Source organism: Nonomuraea turkmeniaca (assembly GCF_005889735.1).
Classification (GTDB): Bacteria; Actinomycetota; Actinomycetes; order Streptosporangiales; family Streptosporangiaceae; genus Nonomuraea; species Nonomuraea turkmeniaca.
This window is the reverse complement of sequence record NZ_VCKY01000002.1, coordinates 100,036-118,504: the sequence shown is the minus strand read 5'-3', so window position 1 is coordinate 118,504 and position 18,469 is coordinate 100,036. Positions and strand designations below refer to the sequence as shown.

Below are 18,469 nucleotides of genomic sequence, written 5' to 3'. Positions count from 1 at the left end.
GCTCGGGTACTCCGCCGCCGGGTGGGCGCTGCTCGAAGCCGGGGCGCCGGTGGCCTCCGCCGTCCTCGAGGAGGCGGTGGCCGGGCATCTGCGGCCGAGTCCCCCGTACGCGGAGGGGCCGCGGGCCGCCGAGCTGGGCGCGACCGCGATGCTCGACGTCAGCGACGGGCTGCTGCAGGATCTCGGCCACGTCGCGAAGGCCAGCGGGGTGCGGATCGAGCTGGATCCGCAGGCGTTCGCCGTCGGCGAGCCGGTGGCGGCGGCGGCCAAGGAGCTGGGGGTGGATCCGCTGGAGTGGGTGCTCACGGGGGGCGAGGATCACGCACTCGCTGCGGTCTTTCCCCGAGGGGTACGGTTGCCGGCGTCGTGGCAGGTCGTGGGCCGGGTGGTCGCGGGGGACGGCGTACTGGTGTACGGACGTGAGATAGGACAGCGCGGATGGGATCACTTTGGGTGATGATCTGTCCCGATTTAAGTGATATTTTCCTGATTTGGGGTATCACTAGTGGGATTGCTGTGACAACGGCGTAGCAAAGGTGTTATGAAGATTGGCGGCCACTGTACCCGGCAGAAAGGGCAACCATGGGCCGCCACGGCACAGGTGGATCCGACGACGGGGATGAAGGGGGAAACGGCAGCGCATTCTGGGGTCCTGACGAGCCTGATGACCAGCCGGGCTGGCCGTCGATGCCTGACCGGCCCGAGGTGACGGGGCAGTGGGCCCCGATGTCGCGCCGCGAGAGTGAGCCGCCGTCGCCGCATGGGCCGCAGCCCGGGCCGTTCGAGACCACCGGGGCCTTCGCGTTGCCCAACGACTCCACCCGCGGTATGCCACCGGCCAACGACCCTGCCGGCGCCTTCCCGGCGGCCGGCCACCCTGGAGGCGGCTTTCCGCCGCCGAGCCCGTACGGCGAGCAGGCCGGGCCCTTTGAGACGACGGGCGCGTTCGTCCGCCCGCCGGAGTGGGACGCACCTCCCGACCTCCTCGGCCCCGCCAACGGTCCGGGCTCCCGGAACGACTTCCCGGACGGCCCAGGCCCTTCGAACGCTCCAGGCCCCTTCGGTACCCCAGGACCGGCAGGCCCCTTCGGCACTTCAGGACCGGCAGGCCCCTTCGGCACTTCAGGACCGGCAGGCCCCTTCGGCGCTTCAGGCCCGGTCCACGGCCCGGGGCAGGCCGGTGGTTTTGACACCTTCCGCGGCCCTGGCGCTTTCGACGGTCCTGCCACCGGCGCCTTCGAGCGGCCCAGCGGTCCCGGTACTCCCGGAGGACCGGGCGGTCCCGGCGGGCCAAGGCCCAGTGAGGGTCCCGGCGCCTTCGGAGGGCCGAGACCCGGCGACGAGCGCGGCGCCTTCGGCGGACCTATGCCTGGCGAAGGGCCAGGGTTCTTCGGGGGTCAGAGCCCCGGCGGCACCCCCGGACCCTTCGACGGCCCGGACGGCCGCAATGGTTTCTTCGACGGCCCGGACGAGCGCCACGGTTTCTTCGACGGGCCCGATGACCGTGATGGTGGTTTTGGCGGGCCCGATGACCGTACGGCCGGCTTCGACCAGACCCAGGGCTTCGGCGCCGGGTCGATCAGCCCGCCCGAGCCGGGCGACATCAAGGTGGCCGGCGAGCCGACGGCCGTGCAGACACCGGCGTGGGCGGAGACCGAGACAGGGTTCCTGGGCTCCGGCTGGTCGAACGACTCCGGCCTGGACGAGCCGGACGAGCGCAAGGGCCGCCGTGGCCGCCGCAAGGGCGGGCGTGGCGGCGGCGGTGGCGGCGGGCGTGGCGACGGCGAGTTGCTCGCGCCCTCGTCGGGAGCAGGCAAGGGCCGGGTCGCGCTGCTGTCTGTGGCGGCCGTGGCCATCGTGCTCGGCGGCACCGTGGCCGGCGTCAAGCTCATGAGCTCTTCCGGCGCCCCCGCCAAGTGCGAGGGCACCACGTGCGCGGCCGCACAGACCGCGAGCGGCCAGCCAGACCCCGCCGTCTCCGACCCCGCCCCGGAGGAGACCGAGCCGGAGGAGGACACGGCCGCGGAGGAGGAGACCACACCCTCCGACACCCCGACGCCGACGGCCTCGTACGCCCCTCGCACGCCACGGCGCACCACCTCGGCCACGCCTACACCGACGCCGGCCAAGACCAAGGTGAAGAAGTCCACCGCGCCGACGCCTACGCCGACGCAGTCGTCGGAGGCGCCCGTCGAGGAAGGCGTGACCATCTCGCCGAGCGAGAACCCGTCGCCGGTGGACGACGGCACGCCGACCGTCGGCGTCACGCCGGATCCCACCTCCGGAGCGGGGACGTTCAACTCCGGTGGCAGCGGCGCCTCGGTGAACATCAGGCAGACGATCAGCCAGCGCCTGACCACCTACAGAGCCGACATGACGCTCTCGAACACCTCGCAGGAACAGCTGGACCGCCCCACGGTGTCCGTGCCCGTCGACGGCCGGGTGGTGAGCGTGAGCGGCGCCGAGTGGACGCAGGACGGCGACCTGCTGATCCTCGACCTGGCGGGGACGCTGGCAGCGGGCGACTCGGCCAACGTGTCGTTCACCGCCACGGGCCGCGGCCAGGAGGCGGAGACCTGCGGCATGGTCACCGGGGAGTGCTCCATCAGCTGAATGGTTGGATGGGGGACATGACGGTTTCGACCCCTCCACGCGTGCTGACCGTCGCCGGCTCCGACTCAGGAGGCGGCGCGGGCATCCAAGCCGATCTGAAGACCATGCTGGCCATGGGCGTCCACGGCATGAGTGTCATCGCGGCGGTGACCGCGCAGAACTCGCTCGGCGTCCAGGGCTACTGGGAGCTGCCGCCCGAGGCCGTACGGGCGCAGCTCGACTCGGTGCTCGGCGACATCGGCGCCCAGGCGGTCAAGACCGGCATGCTGGCCTCTCCGGCGCTGGTCGAGATCGTGGCGGACGTGCTGGGCGGTTATGCCGCGCCCGTCGTGGTCGATCCCGTCGGGGTGTCGAAGCACGGTGACTCCCTGCTGGCGCCCGAGGCCGTCGAGACCCTGCGAACCCGGCTGCTGCCCCTGGCCGCCGTGGCCACGCCGAACCTGTGGGAGGTGGAGCAGCTCACCTCGGTCAAGGTCGAGGACGAGGAGGGGTTGCGGCGGGCGGCGGACGCCGTACTGGAGCTGGGACCCACGTGGGCGCTGATCAAGGGCGGTCACTTGCCCGGCGCGCCCGTGGACCTGCTCACGGACGGCACGAGCGAATACCGCTTCGCCGCCGAACGCCTCGACAACCGCCACACCCACGGGACTGGCTGCACACTGGCGTCAGCCATCGCGTCACGGCTCGCGCTGGGCGACGACGTGCCTGCGGCGGTGGGCAAGGCGAAGGAGTACGTGACGGGCGCGATCGCCCGCGGCTTCCCCCTGGGCGCCGGCATCGGCCCGGTGGACCACGCCTGGCCCTGGCGCTGACCCGGGCCCCGAAAACGCGCATGCCCGTTACTCCCTCAGGAGCAACGGGCATGCGCGTAAGTGTGGAACTAGCGGGTGACCTTGCCCGCCTTGATGCACGAGGTGCACACGTTCAGCTTCTTCGGCGTGCCGCCGACGACCGCGCGAACCGTCTGGATGTTGGGGTTCCAACGACGACGGGTGCGGCGGTGCGAGTGGGACACGTTGTTGCCGAAGGTCGGCCCCTTGCGGCAGACATCGCAGACGGAAGCCACGGTATCGCTCCTTAAAACAGTCGATGTAGCCCTGTCCGCTGATGCGTTTCCGGGCGGAGGGCAGGCCGGGACAACCGGCCAGCCTGATGAGGATATCCGATCCATACCGTTGGGCGCGAACCGGAGCGCTGGCGAGCGCTCCACGTAGCCCCCTGCGGGGATATTCTCCTCCAACAACGGTAGCGCATGCGGGGCTGCCGAGGGGTCGGCTGGGGCTACAGGGTCGGTCGGCTGGGGATACAGGGTCGGTCGGCTGGGGATACAGGGTCGGTTGGTCGGGGAGACAGTCGGAGGGCGTAGATGAAGATCCTCGACCCGACCGCGGTGCGCCGCTGGGCCCGCCTGGCGGCTGATGCCCTGGGCCGGGCCAGGGCGGAGATCGACGCGCTCAACGTATTCCCGGTCGCCGACGGCGACACCGGCACGAACCTGCATCTCACCATGTTGTCCGCGGCCGAGGCCGTCGAGTCGCTGCCCGACGACGTGGACACCGCCGTGGTATGGCAGACGCTCTCGTACGGCGCCCTGGTCGGGGCCCGCGGCAACTCCGGCGTGATCGTCAGCCAGGCGTTGCGCGGCCTCGCCGAGGTGCTGAAGGACGGCCACGACCTGCGCGCCGGGCTGCTGAGGGCCGCCGTGCTGGCCAGGGAGGCGGTGGCCCGGCCGGTCGAGGGCACGGTGCTGAGCGTGCTGGAGTCCGCCGCGCGGGCCGTACAGGATCTGGACGGGGATCTGCACGAGGTGGCGCGGCAGGCGGCGGGGGAGGCGCGGGCGGCGCTGCGGCGTACCCCGGACCAGCTCGACGTGCTGGCCCGGAGCGGCGTCGTGGACGCGGGCGGCGCGGGAGCGGCGATCGTGCTGGAGACCCTGGCCGCCGTGATCACCGACTCGTACGCCGACCACTACGACGTGCCCCCGCCGACCGCGCGGGTGGCGCCGATGACCGAGGTCGGGGCCGGCTACGAGGTGATGTACCTGCTGGACGCCGATGACCGGGCGGTGGCCGGGCTGCGCGAGGAGCTCGACGCCATGGGCGACTCGCTCGTCGTGGTCGGCGGCGAGGGCCTGTGGAACGTGCACGTCCACGTGGCCGAGGCCGGTCCGGCCGTGGAGGCCGGGCTGCGGGCGGGGCGGCCGCACCGGATCAAGATCACCTACCTGGCCGAGCGTACCCACCGCGGCAGCGCCGGCAGGGGCGTGGTGGCGGTCGCCGCCGGGGACGGGATCGCGGCGTTGTTCGAGGAGTGCGGGGCCGTCGTGGTACGCCGCGCGCCCGGCGCCCGGCCCGCGCTCCCGGCCCTGCTGGCCGCGATCAGGCAGGCCGGCAGCGAGGTCGCGGTCCTGCCGAACGACGAGGGCGTCGGCGCCGTCGCCGTCGCCGCGGCCGAGATCGCCCGCGAGGACGGCGTCGCGGTCAGCGTGCTGCCCACCAAGGCCACCGTGCAGGGGCTGGCGGCGCTGGCCGTCCACGATCCGCTGCGCCGCTTCGACGACGACGTGGTGGCGATGACCGACGCGGCGAGCCAGACCAGGCACGGACACGTGACGGTGGCCGACAGGGAGGCGTTCACGAGCGCCGGGGTGTGCCGTCCCGGTGACGTGCTCGGCATGATCGAGGGTGACGTCGCGGTGATCGGCGACACGCTGGAGCGGGTCTCCACCATGATCGTGGACCGGATGGTGGCGGGCGGCGGCGAGCTGGTGACCCTGGTCACGGGCGCCGAGGCGCCCGCGGGTCTCGCCGCCTGCGTAGAGGAGCATCTGAGACGTACGCGGCCGGACGTGGACCTCGTGGTCTACGACGGCGAGCAGGGCGGCTACCCGCTGCTGATCGGCGTGGAGTAAGGCGAGCCGGGGCGGCCACCGCCCGCAAAGCGGCGGGAACGGGATTCCTGTCGGCCGCAGGCGGTAGAACTTAATGCCGTGAGCCGTTTCGACGAGCCTCTGACGAAGGCGCTCGACCCGAAGACCGCCAAGCTGCTGCACAGCGTGCTCGACCTGGAGACGGTCGGCGACCTGCTGCGCCACTACCCGCGACGCTACGCCGAGCGTGGCGAGCTGACCTCGCTGGACGCGCTCGAGGTGGACGAGCACGTCACCGTGGTCGGCGAGGTGACCAGGCTCATGCGCAAACCCATGCGCAACCGCGGCGGCACCTGGCTGGAGGTCGAGGTCGTCGACGGCAACGGCAACAAGATCTACCTGTCGTTCTTCGGCAAGGGCTCCCACGTGGCCGAGTCGCGGCTGAAGCCGGGGCGGCGCGGCATGTTCGCGGGCAAGGTGGGGCTGTTCGGGGCGCGGGGCAGGCCGCGCTGGCAGCTCGCGCACCCGGAGTTCGAGCTGTTCGAGGAGAGCGAGGGGAGCGCGGAGGAGTTCGCGGCGGTGCCGGTGCCGATCTATCCGGCGGGCAAGGACCTGACGCCGTGGGCGATCAGGCGCGCGGTCGGCATCGTGCTCGACACGCTCGGCCCGCTGGAGGACCCGCTGCCCGCCGAGCTGCGCGTGCGGCACGGCCTGCAGCCGCTGGCCGAGGCGCTGGTGGCCATCCACCGGCCGAAGGACTTCGCCGAGGTGGGGCGGGCGCGCAAACGGCTGAAGTTCGACGAGGCGTTCGTGTTGCAGGCCGTGCTGCTGCAGCGTCGCCAGGCGGCCACCGCCTGGCCGGCCAAGCCGCGGCCCAGGCGGGGTGACGGGCTGCTGGCGTCGTTCGACGAGCGGTTGCCGTTCTCGCTGACGGAGGGGCAGGCGCAGGTGGGGGAGGAGATCGCCGCCGACCTCGCGCTCGAACACCCGATGCACCGGCTGCTGCAGGGCGAGGTCGGCGCGGGCAAGACGGTGGTGGCGCTGCGCGCGATGTTGCAGGTGGTGGACGCCGGTGGGCAGGCCGCGCTGCTGGCCCCGACCGAGGTGCTCGCCCAGCAGCACCACCGCTCGATCACGAACATGCTGGGTGACCTGGCGCAGGGCGGCATGTTCGGCGGCACCGCGGTCACGCTGCTGACCGGTTCGATGGGCGCGGCCGCCCGGCGCTCCGCGCTGCTCGACGCCGCCTCCGGCACCGCCGGGATCGTCGTCGGCACGCACGCGTTGCTGCAGGAGCACGTGCAGTTCGCCGACCTGGGGCTGGTCGTGGTCGACGAGCAGCATCGCTTCGGGGTCGAGCAGCGCGACGCGTTGCGTGAGAAGGCGGGCGGCGGCCGCCCGCACGTCCTGGTCATGACGGCCACGCCGATTCCTCGTACGGTCGCCATGACGGTCTTCGGCGACCTGGAGGTCTCGACCCTGTCCCAGCTTCCGTCGGGCCGCGCCCCGATCACCACGCACGTCGTACCAGCCGCGGACAAGCCCCACTACCTGGAGCGCACCTGGGAGCGGGTGCGGGAGGAGGTGGCGCTGGGGCGGCAGGCCTACATCGTGTGCCCGCGCATCGGCGATCTGGAGGGCGACGAGGGCGACATGGCGGTCGTGGCGGCGGCCGCGGACGACGAGCGCCGGCCGCCGCTGGCCGTCCTGGACGTGGCCGAGCTCCTGACCCAGGGCCCCTTCCACGACCTGCGGGTCGGCACCCTGCACGGCAAGCTGCCGCCGGAGGAGAAGGACGCGATCATGCGCTCCTTCACCCGCGGCGAGCTGGACGTCCTGGTCGCCACGACGGTCATCGAGGTGGGCGTCGACGTCCCCAACTCCTCCGTCATGATCATCATGGACGCCGACCGCTTCGGCGTCTCCCAGCTCCACCAGTTGCGCGGCCGCGTGGGGCGCGGCGGCCTCCCCGGCCTGTGCCTCCTGGTCTCCGACTTCCCCGAGGGCACTCCGGCCCGCCTCCGCCTGGACGCGGTGGCCGCCACCCTGGACGGCTTCGAGCTGTCGCGGGTGGACCTGGAGCAGCGGCGGGAGGGCGACGTCCTGGGGGCGGCCCAGTCGGGCAAGCGCTCGTCGCTGAAGCTGCTGCAACTGCTGCGGGACGAGGACGTCATCGCCACGGCCCGCGAGGAGGCGGCCGCCCTCCTGGTCGACGACCCGGACCTGACGTCCCACGAAGGGCTGAGGGCCGAGATCGACCGGCTGCTGGAGGACGAGCGGGCGGAGTATTTGGAGAAGACGTGACGGGTGCGGTGGGGCGAATGGCGGACCACGGCACCGCGTGAAACATGAAAAAAGAACCCAGCCGCGGGGACGGCCTCCCCCCGAATGCCGTCCCCGGCTGGGCCCACCCTCGGGTCAGGTGCCGAGGGAACCGGCGTGCGGAAGGGCTCACGATCACGCCGGTCGGCCTTCATGTGGGTCACCTTGAAGGCCGCAGACTCATCATGCGGGCCCGTCGCACCGATGTGAATCACCCTTGCGCACTCGAGGCAGACACTTGTCCACTCTTGACCTGCGTCAACATGCGAAAGAATGGGGCACATGACTCGGATCATCGCGGGGAGCGCGGGTGGGCGGCGGCTGGCGGTCCCGCCGGGGCGCGGGACGAGACCGACCAGTGACAGGGCACGAGAAGGGATCTTCTTGACGCTCGATTCACTGTACGGACTCCACGACGCCCGGGTCATGGACCTCTACGCCGGATCAGGGGCTGTCGGCCTGGAGGCGCTGTCACGCGGAGCGGCCGAGGCCGTGCTGGTCGAGTCCGACCCGAAGGCGGCCAGAACGATCAAGGCGAACGTCCAGTCCCTGGGGCTGGACGGCGCGAGCGTGGTGGCCGACAGGGTGGAGCGGGTGCTGGCCAAGACGCCGGACGCCCCGTTCGACATCGTCTTCGCCGACCCGCCCTACGCCGTCTCCGACGCCGAGGTCCGCACGGTCCTGGAGTTGCTGCGTGACCACGGCTGGCTGGTCGAGGAGGGGTTGGTGGCGTTCGAGCGGGAAAGCAGGGGAAAGGCCCTGGTATGGCCGGAAGGGTACGTTGAGGAGAGGGTCCGTCGCTATGGCGAAGCGTCCGTTTGGTACGGTCGCGCCGCCGGGAACCCGTAGACCTGGGAGGCGTCTTGCGCCGCGTTGTCTGCCCGGGGTCGTTCGACCCCATCACCAATGGCCACCTCGACATCATCGGCCGCTCGGCCCGCCTTTATGACGAGGTGACCGTGGCAGTGCTCATCAACGTCGAGAAGAGCAGTCTGTTCACCGTCGACGAACGCATCGAGATCCTGCAGACCGTGACCAAGGAATTCGACAACGTCAAGGTCCGGAAGTTCCACGGCCTGCTCGTGGACTTCTGCAAGCAGAACGACATCCCCGCCATCGTCAAGGGCATCAGGGTGGTCAGCGACTTCGACTACGAGCTGCAGATGGCCCAGCTCAACTACCGCCTCTCGGGGGTGGAGACGCTGTTCATGCCCACGAACCCCGAATACTCGTTCCTGTCCTCCAGCCGGGTGAAGGAGATCGCCCGATATGGTGGGGACGTCTCGGGCCTGGTCCCGGACCTGGTCCACAAGCTGCTCATCGAGCGGCTCAGGAGCTGACGCCGACCTGCTATCCTTTCATTTCGGCCTTGTACGACGGCGATTGTTTTCGCCACGCCTAGCGAGAGCAGGATGACTCAGCACCTCGACCCCCGCTCCCCGTGGGTGATCTCCACTCATGACCTGGGAAAGCGGCCGGGCACGATGCGGCGGATGACCCTGACCCTCCCGGCACCGGTGGATCTCGGCGTCGACATGATCGGTGTCCCCAAGGACGCCGAAGTCGAGCTGGATCTCCGGTTCGAAGCAGTGATGGAAGGCGTGCTCGTGTCCGGCACGGCGCAGGCCCCGCTCGCCGGGGAGTGCGCTCGCTGTCTGGATCCGGTCTCCTCGGACATCGAGGTGGACCTGCAGGAGCTGTTCTTCTACTCCGACGAGGACGCCTCGGAGGAGGACTCGCTGCTCGACGGTGAGCTGCTCGACCTCGAGCCGGCGTTCCGCGACGCGGTGGTGCTCGCACTGCCGCTGAGCCCGGTGTGCCGTGAGGACTGCGAAGGGCTCTGCGCGGAGTGCGGGATCAAGCTGGCCGAGGCCGGCGAGGATCACCGGCACGAGAATATCGACGCCCGTTGGGCGTCGTTGCAAGGTCTGGTTACCGACAAAGATAACGATCAGGAGAAGTGACGTGGCCGTCCCGAAGCGAAAGATGTCGCGGAGCAACACCCGCGCCCGTCGCTCCCAGTGGAAGACGACTGCCGTCGCCCTGGTGAGCTGCCCTCAGTGCCGTTCGCCGAAGCAGCCGCACATCGCGTGCCCCACCTGCGGCACCTACAACCGTCGTCAGGTCGTCGAGCCGTCCGCCTGATCCGCTGACAGTTGACGTGATGCCGACCGGGTGCCATTGTGCCTCGGTCGGCGTTACCGTCTCAGAAGCGTGCGGCAGCGGTTCGCCCGCGGCCGTGGTGGACGCCGGGGCTACGTGTTACCCCGACGCCCACCACGTTTTCGGGCATCTTCCGCAGTCCACGCGCCATGCGAAGATGTCCGAGGAGGAAGCACGTGGGCGCAGGTCCTAAGCCGGTGGCCGTGGAGGTCGCCCAAGACGAGCTGGAGCGGGTCCTGTCGGTCGGTCTCGACCCCGACATTCTCGAGCGGGCGCTGACGCACCGCTCGTACGCGTACGAGAACGGCGGCCTGCCCACCAACGAGCGCCTGGAGTTCCTGGGCGACTCGGTGCTGGGCCTGGTCGTCACCGACACCCTTTACCGCAACCACCCCGACCTGCCCGAGGGCCAGCTGGCGAAGCTGCGGGCCGCGGTGGTCAACATGCGCGCGCTCGCCGACGTGGCCCGCAACCTGGGCCTGGGCCGGTTCCTGCGGCTGGGCAGGGGCGAGGAGGGCACGGGCGGCCGCGACAAGTCGTCGATCCTGGCAGACACGCTGGAGGCCCTGATCGGCGCGATCTACGTCGACAAGGGGCTCGACGAGGCGTTCCGGGTCGTGCACGTGCTGTTCGACCCGCTGATCGTCCGCTCGGCCTCGCTCGGCGCCGGGCTCGACTGGAAGACCTCGCTGCAGGAGCTGACCGCCTCCGAGGCGCTCGGGGTGCCCGAATACCACGTCGAGGAGAGCGGCCCCGACCACGCCAAGTCGTTCACGGCCATGGTCCGGGTCGGCGGCGAGTCCTACGGCTCGGGCACCGGGCGCAGCAAGAAGGAGGCCGAGCAGCAGGCGGCCGAGGCGGCGTGGACCCGCATCAGGGCCCGCCGCGAGCAGCGGGAGAGCCAACCGGCCGGCTGAGCCGCTCAGCCGGCACCGGCCGGGCTGCGGGTGCCCGATACTGGGCCCAGCGCCTCCTCCGGAAGTTTCCGGGCAGGCGACGGGGCCATCGGACAGAGGGCGAGGTGCGGGTTGCCGGAGTTGCCGGAGGTCGAGGTCGTCAGGCGCGGCCTCGCGCAGTGGGTCGCCGGCCGTGAGATCGCCGCGGCGGAGGTCTACCACCCCCGTGCCATCAGGCGCCACGTGCCCGGCGCCGACGAGTTCGCCGCGCGGCTCAAGGGCCGCGCGGTGTTGTCGGCGGAGCGCCGCGGCAAATACCTGTGGCTGCCGCTGTCCGGGGCCGAGGAGGCCCTCATGGCCCACCTGGGCATGAGCGGCCAGCTGCTCGTCGTGGACCAGGACGCGCCGCTGGAGAAGCACCTGCGGGTACGCCTCCGCTTCGTGGACGGCGGCCCCGACCTGCGCTTCATCGACCAGCGGACGTTCGGCCACGTCATGATCGCCGCCATGGCGGGCGGGGTGCCCGAGCCGATCTCCCACATCGCCCCCGACCCGTTCGAGCCGGCGTTCGACGAGACCGAGTTCGCCCGCCGGCTCAGGGGCAAGCACACCGAGATCAAACGGGCACTGCTCGACCAGTCGCTGATCAGTGGCGTCGGCAACATCTACGCCGACGAGGCGTTGTGGATCGCCAAGCTGCACTGGGCCCGCCCCACGCAGACGCTCACCCGCCCCAAGATCGCCGAGCTGGTCACCGCCGTCCGCACGGTCATGGCCGCCGCGCTCGTGCAGGGCGGCACGTCATTCGACAGCCTGTACGTCAACGTCAACGGCGAGAGCGGCTACTTCGACCGCTCCCTGGAGGTCTACGGCCGCCGCGACCTGCCGTGCTCCAGATGCGGCACGCCGATCAGGCGGGAGGCGTTCATGAACCGGTCGTCCTACTCCTGCCCCACATGCCAGCGACGGCCGCGACCAGCACGCTGAGCGCGGCCCCTGCCCACATCACCGCGGAGATCGACACGCCGTCCACGATCCGGCCGCCGGCGAACGCGCCGAGCGCGATGGAGACGTTGAAGGCGGCGACGAAGAGCGCCGTGCCGAGCTCGCCGCCGCCTTCCCGCATGATCCACAGCTGCAGGGTGACGCCCACGCCGCCGTAGCCGAGCCCCCACACCACGAGAGCGGGCAGCGGCAGGCCGATCAGCGGCAGCGCCGCCGTGGCCAGGGCCATGAGGGCGGCCAGCGTGATCAGGACCGGCTGGGGGTTCCTGGCCGCCCGGGCCCCGGCGGCGAAGTTGCCGAGCACACCCGCGGCCCCGTACACGAGCAGCGCCGTGCTCACGAGCGCGGGACCGGCGTGCGCGACCTGCTCCAGGAACGGCCGGACGTAGGTGTAGGCCGAGAAGTGGCCGGACACGATCAGGACGGTCAGGAGCAGGGCGACCTTCAGCGTCCCCGAGAGCCGCCCGGCACGGGCGCCGTGGGCCTCGCCGGGCAGCGGCGGCACCGTCGCGGCCAGCAGCGCGAGCAGGGCCAGGGCGAGCACGCCCATCGCCGCGAACGCCGTGCGCCAGCCTGCGAACGACGAGACGAACGTCGCCGCGGGCACCCCCAGCACCGACGCCACCGACACCCCGGACAAGATGATCGACGTGGCCCGCCCGACGTGCCGCTCCGGGGCCAGCCGTGTTCCGAGGCCGGCCGCGAACGCCCAGAAGCCGCCGATGCTCACCCCGGTCAGCACCCGGGCCGCCAGCATGACCGCGTAGCCGGGCGCCAGCGCGGCCGCCAGATTGGCCACGGCCAGCAGCGCCATCAGCCCCAGCAGCACGGTACGGCGGTCCAGCCGGCGGGTGGCGATCGTCAGCACGGGCGCGGAGACCGCGGCGACCAGCCCTGGCGCCGTCATCGTGAGCCCGGCCGTGCCGGCGGACACGCCGAGGTCGGCGGCGATCGAGGTCAACAGGCCGACAGGCAGCATCTCGCTGGTCACGAGCGTGAACGTGCCCACCGCCAGCGAGGACACGGCGAGCCAGCGCGCCCGTACGGGGGCGGGAACAAGGGATGTCGTCATGCGCCTCAGCCTGTTGCCGCACCAAGGGCGGGAACAATGGCGAAGGTCGAAGACTTGGTTTAGGCAGGCTAAGCGATCGCCCGGAGGTGGGGATGGACTTCAGGGAGCTGGAGTGCTTCGTGGTGCTCAGCGAGGAGCTGCACTTCGCGCGTACGGCCGAACGCCTCTACCTGTCGCCGGGCCGGGTGAGCCAGCTCATGCGCGCGCTGGAGACCAGGATCGGCGCCAGGCTCTTCGACCGCACCAGCCGCCGCGTCCGCCTGACGCCCCTCGGTGAGCGCTTCCTGGCCGATCTGAGGCCCGCCTACGACGGGCTGGCGAACGCCGTGAGCCGCGCCATGGCGGCCGCCCGCGAGGTGACGGGCGTGCTCAGGGTCGGCTTCCTGGCGACGCCCACGGACGCCGTCACGGGCGCCGTACGGGCCTTCGAGCGCCGTCACCCGGAGTGCGAGGCGGAGCTGGTGGAGATCTCGCTCTCCGACCCCTTCGGCAAGTTGCGGGCCGGGCGGGTGGACATCGCGTTCACGCTGCTGCCGGTGGACGAGCCGGACCTGGCCACGGGTACGGCGCTGAACCGGGTCTCGTACCGGCTCGGCGTGTCCGCTCGCCACCCGCTGGCCGCCCGCGCGAGCATCGGCGTGGAGGAGCTGGCGTCGGTTCCGCTGATCGGCCTGGAGGGCCCGGCGCCGCGCTGGTGGCGGGAGCGCGTCGCACCCTCCGTGACCCCTTCAGGACGTCCGATTCCCCGCGCCGGTACGGTCGCCACCACCCAGGAGGGCCTCACCCAGGTGGCGCTCGACCGGGGCGGCATGTTGTTCTGCACCCCCACGGCCGCCCACCACCGGCGCCCCGACCTAAGCTTCGTCCCCGTCACCGGGCTACCCCCGTCGATCTTGGGCCTGGCCTGGGTGAAGGCGGCGGAGACGGCAGCGATCAGGGCGTTCGAGGAGGCGGCGGCGGGGCACGCGCTCGGGGTGGAGGCCCTGGTGGCCTGATCTCAGGGGAGGAAAGATGCACGAAAATTTGGATGACGCAAGACTGACGGCTTGGGTACGGGGGAGAGTCCAGGGTGTGGGGTTCCGCTGGTGGACCCGGGCCAGAGCCCTGGAGCTCGGTCTGGCGGGCTGGGCGCGCAACACCGAGGACGGCCGGGTGGAGGTCGTGGCGGAGGGGCCGCGGGAGAGCTGCGTCAAGCTGCTGGAGCTGCTCAGAGGTTGCGACACGCCGGGCAGGGTCGATGGAGTAGTAGAACGCTGGAGCGAACCCCGAGGTAGTTTGGGCGATTTTGTAGAGCGATAGCGGCTTCCGATAAACGGCCCAAATAGGGTATAGTTGTATGTCGGGAGTGCCCATCAGTAGGGCGCAGCGGTTTGTTCGACTTGACCGCCCACACTGCCGGTGCGACTCTTGTTAGGTACCACGCGCACCCCTCCCGCGGAATAGAAGTGCGCGAACCAGTCTGGTCACTCAGCGTGGAGGACCCTTTACCATGGCGAAGGCTCTACTCGGCCACGTCGGCGGTCCTGACCCTCGGATGGTCTCGGAGATGCGCCGCCTGCAGCAGCGTATCCGCGACCTGGAGGCAGAACTCATCCGACTTCAGGCCACGAATGACGCTCTTGCGGCGCAAACCCGCGACGAGGCACTCAGCCGCATGCAAGAGCGCGAGCCGGCACTCACCTGAGAGTGATCGGAGCGCAAGACCCAGGGACGTCTCAGCGAGGCGTCCCTTGTTATTTGCCCGAACTCCCTGGTCAACGCGGTCCCGGACTGTACATGCCCCCGTAGGGCAGTCAGGACCAGTAGGCTTTCCGAAGCCGGATCAGGGAGAAGGAGGGTCTCTTGTATTTGAAGACCCTCACCCTGCGTGGCTTCAAGTCGTTCGCCTCCGCCACCGCCCTGCGGTTCGAGCCCGGCATCACCTGTGTGGTGGGCCCCAACGGCTCCGGCAAGTCCAACGTCGTCGACGCCCTGGCCTGGGTGATGGGCGAGCACAGCGCCAAGTCGCTGCGCGGCGGCAAGATGGAGGACGTGATCTTCGCCGGCACCTCGTCCCGCCCGCCGCTCGGGCGCGCCGAGGTGACGCTGACCATCGACAACACCGACGGCGCGCTGCCGATCGACTACACCGAGGTCACGATCAGCCGGCTGATGTTCAGGTCGGGGCAGAGCGAATACGCGATCAACGGCGACACCTGCCGCCTCCTCGACATCCAGGAGCTGCTGTCCGACTCGGGCATCGGCCGCGAGATGCACGTGATCGTCGGGCAGGGCCAGCTCGACGCCGTCCTGCACGCGGGGCCCGAGGACCGGCGGGCGTTCATCGAAGAGGCCGCCGGCGTGCTCAAGCACCGCAAGCGCAAGGAAAAGGCGCTGCGCAAGCTGGACGCCATGCAGGCCAACCTGACCCGCGTCCAGGACCTCGCCACCGAGCTGCGCCGTCAGCTCAAGCCTCTCGGCCGGCAGGCGGAGATCGCCCGCAAGGCCGCCGTCATCCAGGCCGATCTGCGGGACGCCAGGCTGCGGCTGCTGGCCGACGACCTCGGCATCCTGCGGTCGACGCTGGAGCGCGAGGCCGCCGACGAGGCCGCGATCATGGCCAGGCGCAACCAGGTGGAGGCGGAGCTGGCCGAGGCCCAGCAGCGCGAGGGGGTGCTGGAGACGGCCGAGGCCGAGGCCCAGCCCCGGCTGGCGGCCGCGCAGGAGACGTACTTCAGGCTCTCGTCGCTGCGTGAGCGCATCACCGGCCTGGAGCAACTCGCCGCCGAGCGGCACCGGCACGCGCTGGACGCCGCCGCCATCGAGCGCCGCGGCCGGGACCCCGAGGACCTCGAACGCGAGGCGGCCGACGTACGCGAGCAGGAGCTTGTGCTCAAGGCCGAGCTGGAGCACGCGCAGGAGCTGCTGGAGGAGGCCGTGCAGCGGCGGGCCGACGCCGAGGCCGAGCTGAGCGCCGAGGAGCAGCGGCTCGCGCTGGCCGCCAGGGCCGCCGCCGACCGCCGCGAAGGTCTGGCCAAGCTGCGTGGCCAGGTCGATTCCGTACGGAGCCGGGCAAGAGCCGCCGAGGAGGAGATCGGGCGGCTCCAGCAGGCCGTGGCCGACGCGGCCGAACGCGAGCGGCAGGCCAGGGAGGACCTCGAGGCCCGGCGGGAGGAGGAGCCCGCCGTCGATCCCGCGCTGGCCGAGGAGCTGGCCATGGCTCAGTCCCTGGTCGAGGAGGCCAAGGTCGTGGCCGACGAGGCCAGGGTCGCGGCGGAGGAGGCCAAGTCCGCGCTGGACACGCCGCGTGCCGCGCTTCAGGCCGCCAAGTCGGGGGTCGGGACCGCCCGGTCCGCCGACCAGGAGGCCCAGCGGTCGGTCGCCGCCCTGGCCGCCCGCCGGGACGCGCTGGAGCTGGGCCTGGCCAAGGGCGACGGCGGCGCGGCGCTGCTGGACGCGGACCTGGCCGGGGTGCTCGGCCCGCTGGCCGCCTCGATGCAGGTCACTCCCGGGGCCGAGCCGGCGGTGGCCGCCGTCCTGGGACCTGTCGCCGAGGCCATCGCGGTCAAGACCCTGGACACGGCCGTCGAGGCGCTGGAGCTTCTGCGCACCGGCGGCAAGGGCCAGGCGACACTCCTGGTGGCACAGGACGGAGACGGCGGCGGCGGGCACCCCCGCACGACGGCGCCTGAGGGCGGTCAGTGGGCCGCCGACCTGGTCACCGTTCCCGACCACCTGCGCCCCTCCCTGGACCACGTGCTCAAGGACGTCGTGGTCGTGGAGGATCTGGAGGCCGCACGGGCGCTCGTCGAGGGCCATCCCGCGCTCCAAGCCGTCACCCGGGCAGGCGACGTCGTCGGGGCGCACCTGGCCGGCGGCGGGTCCGAGGGTGGCACCTCCGTGCTGCAGGTGCGGGCCGCGCTCGACGAGGCCGTCAGGGACCTGGAGCAGGCCGAGGCCAGGGCCGAGGAGACCGCAGAGGCCCTGGACGAGGCCTTCGCCCAGGAGCAGCGTGCTCAGGCGGCGCTGGAGGCCGCTCAGGCGCGGGTGAACGAGGCCCAGACCGCCGTCACCACCGCCCAGGCCGGCGTGAGCGCCGCCCAGGGCACGCTGGACCAGGTCAGGGCCCGCCAGCGGGAGGCCGACCAGCGTACTGCCGCGGCGGCCCAGCGTTTGGCCCAGCTCGAGGCCGCCGCCGATGCCGCGCGTGCCGAGGCCGAGCGGCTGGCGGGCAGCGTCACCAAGGCCGAGGAGGCCCGCGCCGAGGGCCAGGAGGAGCTGGCCGAGCTGGAGGTCCGCCTGGCCGAGGCCGAATACGCCCAGGAGCTGGAGTCCGAGCCCACCACCGACCAGCGCGACGAGCTGGCGAGCGGCTGCGAGGTCGCCAGGCAGCGCGAGATGGACACCCGGCTCCAGGTGCGCACCGCCGAGGAACGCGTCAAGGGCATCGAGGGCCGCGCCGACGGCCTGATCCGGGCCGCACAGCGCGAGCGCCACGAACGCGCCCAGGCGGCCGCTCAGCGCGCCAGGCGCAGGCGGCAGGCGGCGGTGGCCGAGTCGGTCAGCAAGGGCGCCAAGCACGTGCTCAGGGCCCTGTCCGAGTCCGTCGGGCTCGCGGCCAGGGAGCGCGACGAGGCCGATCTGGCCAGGGTGGCCGTCGACGCAGAGCTCAAGCAGGTGCGCCTGCGCGTCCGCGAGCTCGGCCAGGAGCTGGACAAGCTGGTCAACCGCGTGCACGGCAGCGAGGTGGCCCGCACCGAGCAGCGCCTGCGGCTGGAGCAGCTGGAGCAGCGGGCGATGGAGGAGTTCGGGGTCGAGATCGAGGCCCTGATCTCCGAGTACGGCCCCGAGGTCCCGGTCCCCGGCGACCCGCCGATCCCGTACGTCCGCGAAGAGCAGGAGAAGCGGGCCAGGGCCGCCGAGCGGCAGATGAACCAGCTGGGCAAGGTCAACCCGCTCGCGCTGGAGGAGTTCGCGGCGCTGGAGGAGCGGCACGCCTTCCTCACCTCGCAGCTGGAGGACCTCAAGAAGACCAGGCGCGATCTGCTGACCGTGGTCAAGGAGGTCGACGACCGGGTCGAGCAGATGTTCTCCTCCGCGTACGAGGACGTGGCCCGCGAGTTCGAGCAGATCTTCACCAGGGTGTTCCCCGGAGGCGATGGCCGCCTGGTGCTGACCGACCCCACCGACATGCTGACCACCGGCATCGAGGTCGAGGCCCGGCCGCCGGGCAAGAAGGTCAAGCGGCTGTCGCTGCTGTCGGGCGGGGAGCGGTCGCTCACGGCGGTCGCGTTCCTGATCTCGATCTTCAAGGCGCGGCCGTCGCCGTTCTACGTGATGGACGAGGTCGAGGCCGCGCTCGACGACACGAACACGCAGCGGCTGCTGACGTTGTTCGAGGAGTTGCGGCAGAGCTCGCAGTTGATCGTCATCACCCACAACAAGCGCACGATGGAGATCGCCGACGCGCTCTACGGCGTGTCGATGCGCGGCGACGGCGTGACGCAGGTCGTCAGCCAGCGGCTTCGGGAGCGCGAGTCCGCCTGATCG

At 71.5% G+C, this 18,469-nt stretch carries 17 protein-coding genes; 15 read left to right on the top strand and 2 right to left on the bottom strand.

Annotated elements, in window-relative coordinates; genetic code table 11:
* The 3 genes from ETD86_RS01265 to thiD form a co-directional block, all read left to right on the top strand.
* Positions 1–457, top strand: a 457-nt coding sequence (locus tag ETD86_RS01265) for a thiamine-phosphate kinase (RefSeq protein WP_425465606.1), incomplete at its 5' end; no start/stop codon positions are given.
* A 908-nt stretch (positions 458–1,365) separates the two neighbouring features.
* Positions 1,366–2,613, top strand: a complete 1,248-nt coding sequence (locus ETD86_RS01260) for a hypothetical protein (RefSeq protein WP_138664195.1) — start codon at positions 1,366–1,368, stop codon at positions 2,611–2,613.
* Between the two features lie 8 nt (positions 2,614–2,621).
* Positions 2,622–3,425 carry a bifunctional hydroxymethylpyrimidine kinase/phosphomethylpyrimidine kinase gene (thiD, locus tag ETD86_RS01255; protein ID WP_138664194.1) on the top strand — a complete coding sequence of 268 codons (804 nt, stop codon included), beginning with the start codon at positions 2,622–2,624 and terminating at the stop codon, positions 3,423–3,425.
* 68 nt (positions 3,426–3,493) lie between these two features.
* On the opposite strand, the gene rpmB is transcribed toward thiD, so the two are convergent.
* Entirely contained in the window at positions 3,494–3,679 is a 186-nt protein-coding gene (rpmB, locus tag ETD86_RS01250; protein ID WP_043618345.1) for a 50S ribosomal protein L28, read from the bottom strand.
* Between the two features lie 300 nt (positions 3,680–3,979).
* Between rpmB and ETD86_RS01245 the strand changes: the two genes are divergently transcribed.
* From ETD86_RS01245 to mutM, 8 genes are all read left to right on the top strand, one after another.
* Positions 3,980–5,524 carry a DAK2 domain-containing protein gene (locus ETD86_RS01245; RefSeq protein ID WP_138664193.1) on the top strand — a complete coding sequence of 515 codons (1,545 nt, stop codon included), beginning with the start codon at positions 3,980–3,982 and terminating at the stop codon, positions 5,522–5,524.
* 78 nt (positions 5,525–5,602) lie between these two features.
* Entirely contained in the window at positions 5,603–7,786 is a 2,184-nt protein-coding gene (gene recG, locus ETD86_RS01240; RefSeq protein ID WP_138664192.1) for an ATP-dependent DNA helicase RecG, read from the top strand.
* A 300-nt stretch (positions 7,787–8,086) separates the two neighbouring features.
* Positions 8,087–8,653: a 16S rRNA (guanine(966)-N(2))-methyltransferase RsmD gene (gene rsmD, locus ETD86_RS01235; RefSeq protein WP_138664191.1), complete on the top strand. Its 567-nt coding sequence runs from the start codon at positions 8,087–8,089 to the stop codon at positions 8,651–8,653.
* 14 nt (positions 8,654–8,667) lie between these two features.
* Complete coding sequence (coaD, locus tag ETD86_RS01230) at positions 8,668–9,144, top strand: pantetheine-phosphate adenylyltransferase (RefSeq protein ID WP_138664190.1); 477 nt, start codon at positions 8,668–8,670, stop codon at positions 9,142–9,144.
* 72 nt (positions 9,145–9,216) lie between these two features.
* On the top strand, positions 9,217–9,768 hold the full coding sequence (locus ETD86_RS01225) for a YceD family protein (protein ID WP_138664189.1): 552 nt from the start codon (positions 9,217–9,219) through the stop codon (positions 9,766–9,768).
* 1 nt (position 9,769) lies between these two features.
* The gene (gene rpmF, locus ETD86_RS01220; protein WP_082535183.1) at positions 9,770–9,949 is read left to right on the top strand and encodes a 50S ribosomal protein L32; all 180 of its coding nucleotides are present in this window, start codon (positions 9,770–9,772) and stop codon (positions 9,947–9,949) included.
* Between the two features lie 215 nt (positions 9,950–10,164).
* A complete protein-coding gene (gene rnc, locus ETD86_RS01215; RefSeq protein WP_138664205.1) occupies positions 10,165–10,884 on the top strand; it encodes a ribonuclease III in 720 nt (239 codons plus the stop codon).
* A gap of 111 nt (positions 10,885–10,995) precedes the next feature.
* Positions 10,996–11,850 (top strand): bifunctional DNA-formamidopyrimidine glycosylase/DNA-(apurinic or apyrimidinic site) lyase, encoded by an 855-nt coding sequence (gene mutM / locus ETD86_RS01210; RefSeq protein ID WP_138664188.1) that lies wholly within the window; start codon positions 10,996–10,998, stop codon positions 11,848–11,850.
* On the opposite strand, the gene ETD86_RS01205 is transcribed toward mutM, so the two are convergent.
* Entirely contained in the window at positions 11,789–12,940 is a 1,152-nt protein-coding gene (locus tag ETD86_RS01205; RefSeq protein WP_138664187.1) for an MFS transporter, read from the bottom strand. The genes mutM and ETD86_RS01205 overlap by 62 nt on opposite strands.
* Positions 12,941–13,032: 92 nt before the next feature.
* Between ETD86_RS01205 and ETD86_RS01200 the strand changes: the two genes are divergently transcribed.
* The 4 genes from ETD86_RS01200 to smc all read left to right on the top strand — a co-directional run bounded on the left by ETD86_RS01200 (position 13,033) and on the right by smc (position 18,466).
* A complete protein-coding gene (locus ETD86_RS01200) occupies positions 13,033–13,935 on the top strand; it encodes a LysR family transcriptional regulator (RefSeq protein WP_138664186.1) in 903 nt (300 codons plus the stop codon).
* Positions 13,936–13,963: 28 nt separating this feature from the next.
* Positions 13,964–14,239 (top strand): acylphosphatase, encoded by a 276-nt coding sequence (locus tag ETD86_RS01195; RefSeq protein ID WP_211369744.1) that lies wholly within the window; start codon positions 13,964–13,966, stop codon positions 14,237–14,239.
* A 190-nt stretch (positions 14,240–14,429) separates the two neighbouring features.
* On the top strand, positions 14,430–14,624 hold the full coding sequence (locus ETD86_RS01190; protein ID WP_090938435.1) for a hypothetical protein: 195 nt from the start codon (positions 14,430–14,432) through the stop codon (positions 14,622–14,624).
* Between the two features lie 158 nt (positions 14,625–14,782).
* On the top strand, positions 14,783–18,466 hold the full coding sequence (gene smc / locus ETD86_RS01185) for a chromosome segregation protein SMC (RefSeq protein WP_138664184.1): 3,684 nt from the start codon (positions 14,783–14,785) through the stop codon (positions 18,464–18,466).
* Positions 18,467–18,469 lie beyond the last annotated feature (3 nt).

What these genes read in the sequence shown, in the direction of transcription:
- thiD (WP_138664194.1), top strand. Translation starts at nt 2,622, where the DNA reads ATGGGGGACATGACGGTTTCGACCCCTCCACGCGTGCTGACCGTCGCC.
- ETD86_RS01260 (WP_138664195.1), top strand. Translation starts at nt 1,366, where the DNA reads ATGCCTGGCGAAGGGCCAGGGTTCTTCGGGGGTCAGAGCCCCGGCGGC.
- ETD86_RS01200 (WP_138664186.1), top strand. Translation starts at nt 13,033, where the DNA reads ATGGACTTCAGGGAGCTGGAGTGCTTCGTGGTGCTCAGCGAGGAGCTG.
- ETD86_RS01225 (WP_138664189.1), top strand. Translation starts at nt 9,217, where the DNA reads ATGACTCAGCACCTCGACCCCCGCTCCCCGTGGGTGATCTCCACTCAT.
- rsmD (WP_138664191.1), top strand. Translation starts at nt 8,087, where the DNA reads ATGACTCGGATCATCGCGGGGAGCGCGGGTGGGCGGCGGCTGGCGGTC.
- ETD86_RS01205 (WP_138664187.1), bottom strand. Translation starts at nt 12,940, where the DNA reads ATGACGACATCCCTTGTTCCCGCCCCCGTACGGGCGCGCTGGCTCGCC.
- ETD86_RS01245 (WP_138664193.1), top strand. Translation starts at nt 3,980, where the DNA reads ATGAAGATCCTCGACCCGACCGCGGTGCGCCGCTGGGCCCGCCTGGCG.
- ETD86_RS01190 (WP_090938435.1), top strand. Translation starts at nt 14,430, where the DNA reads ATGGCGAAGGCTCTACTCGGCCACGTCGGCGGTCCTGACCCTCGGATG.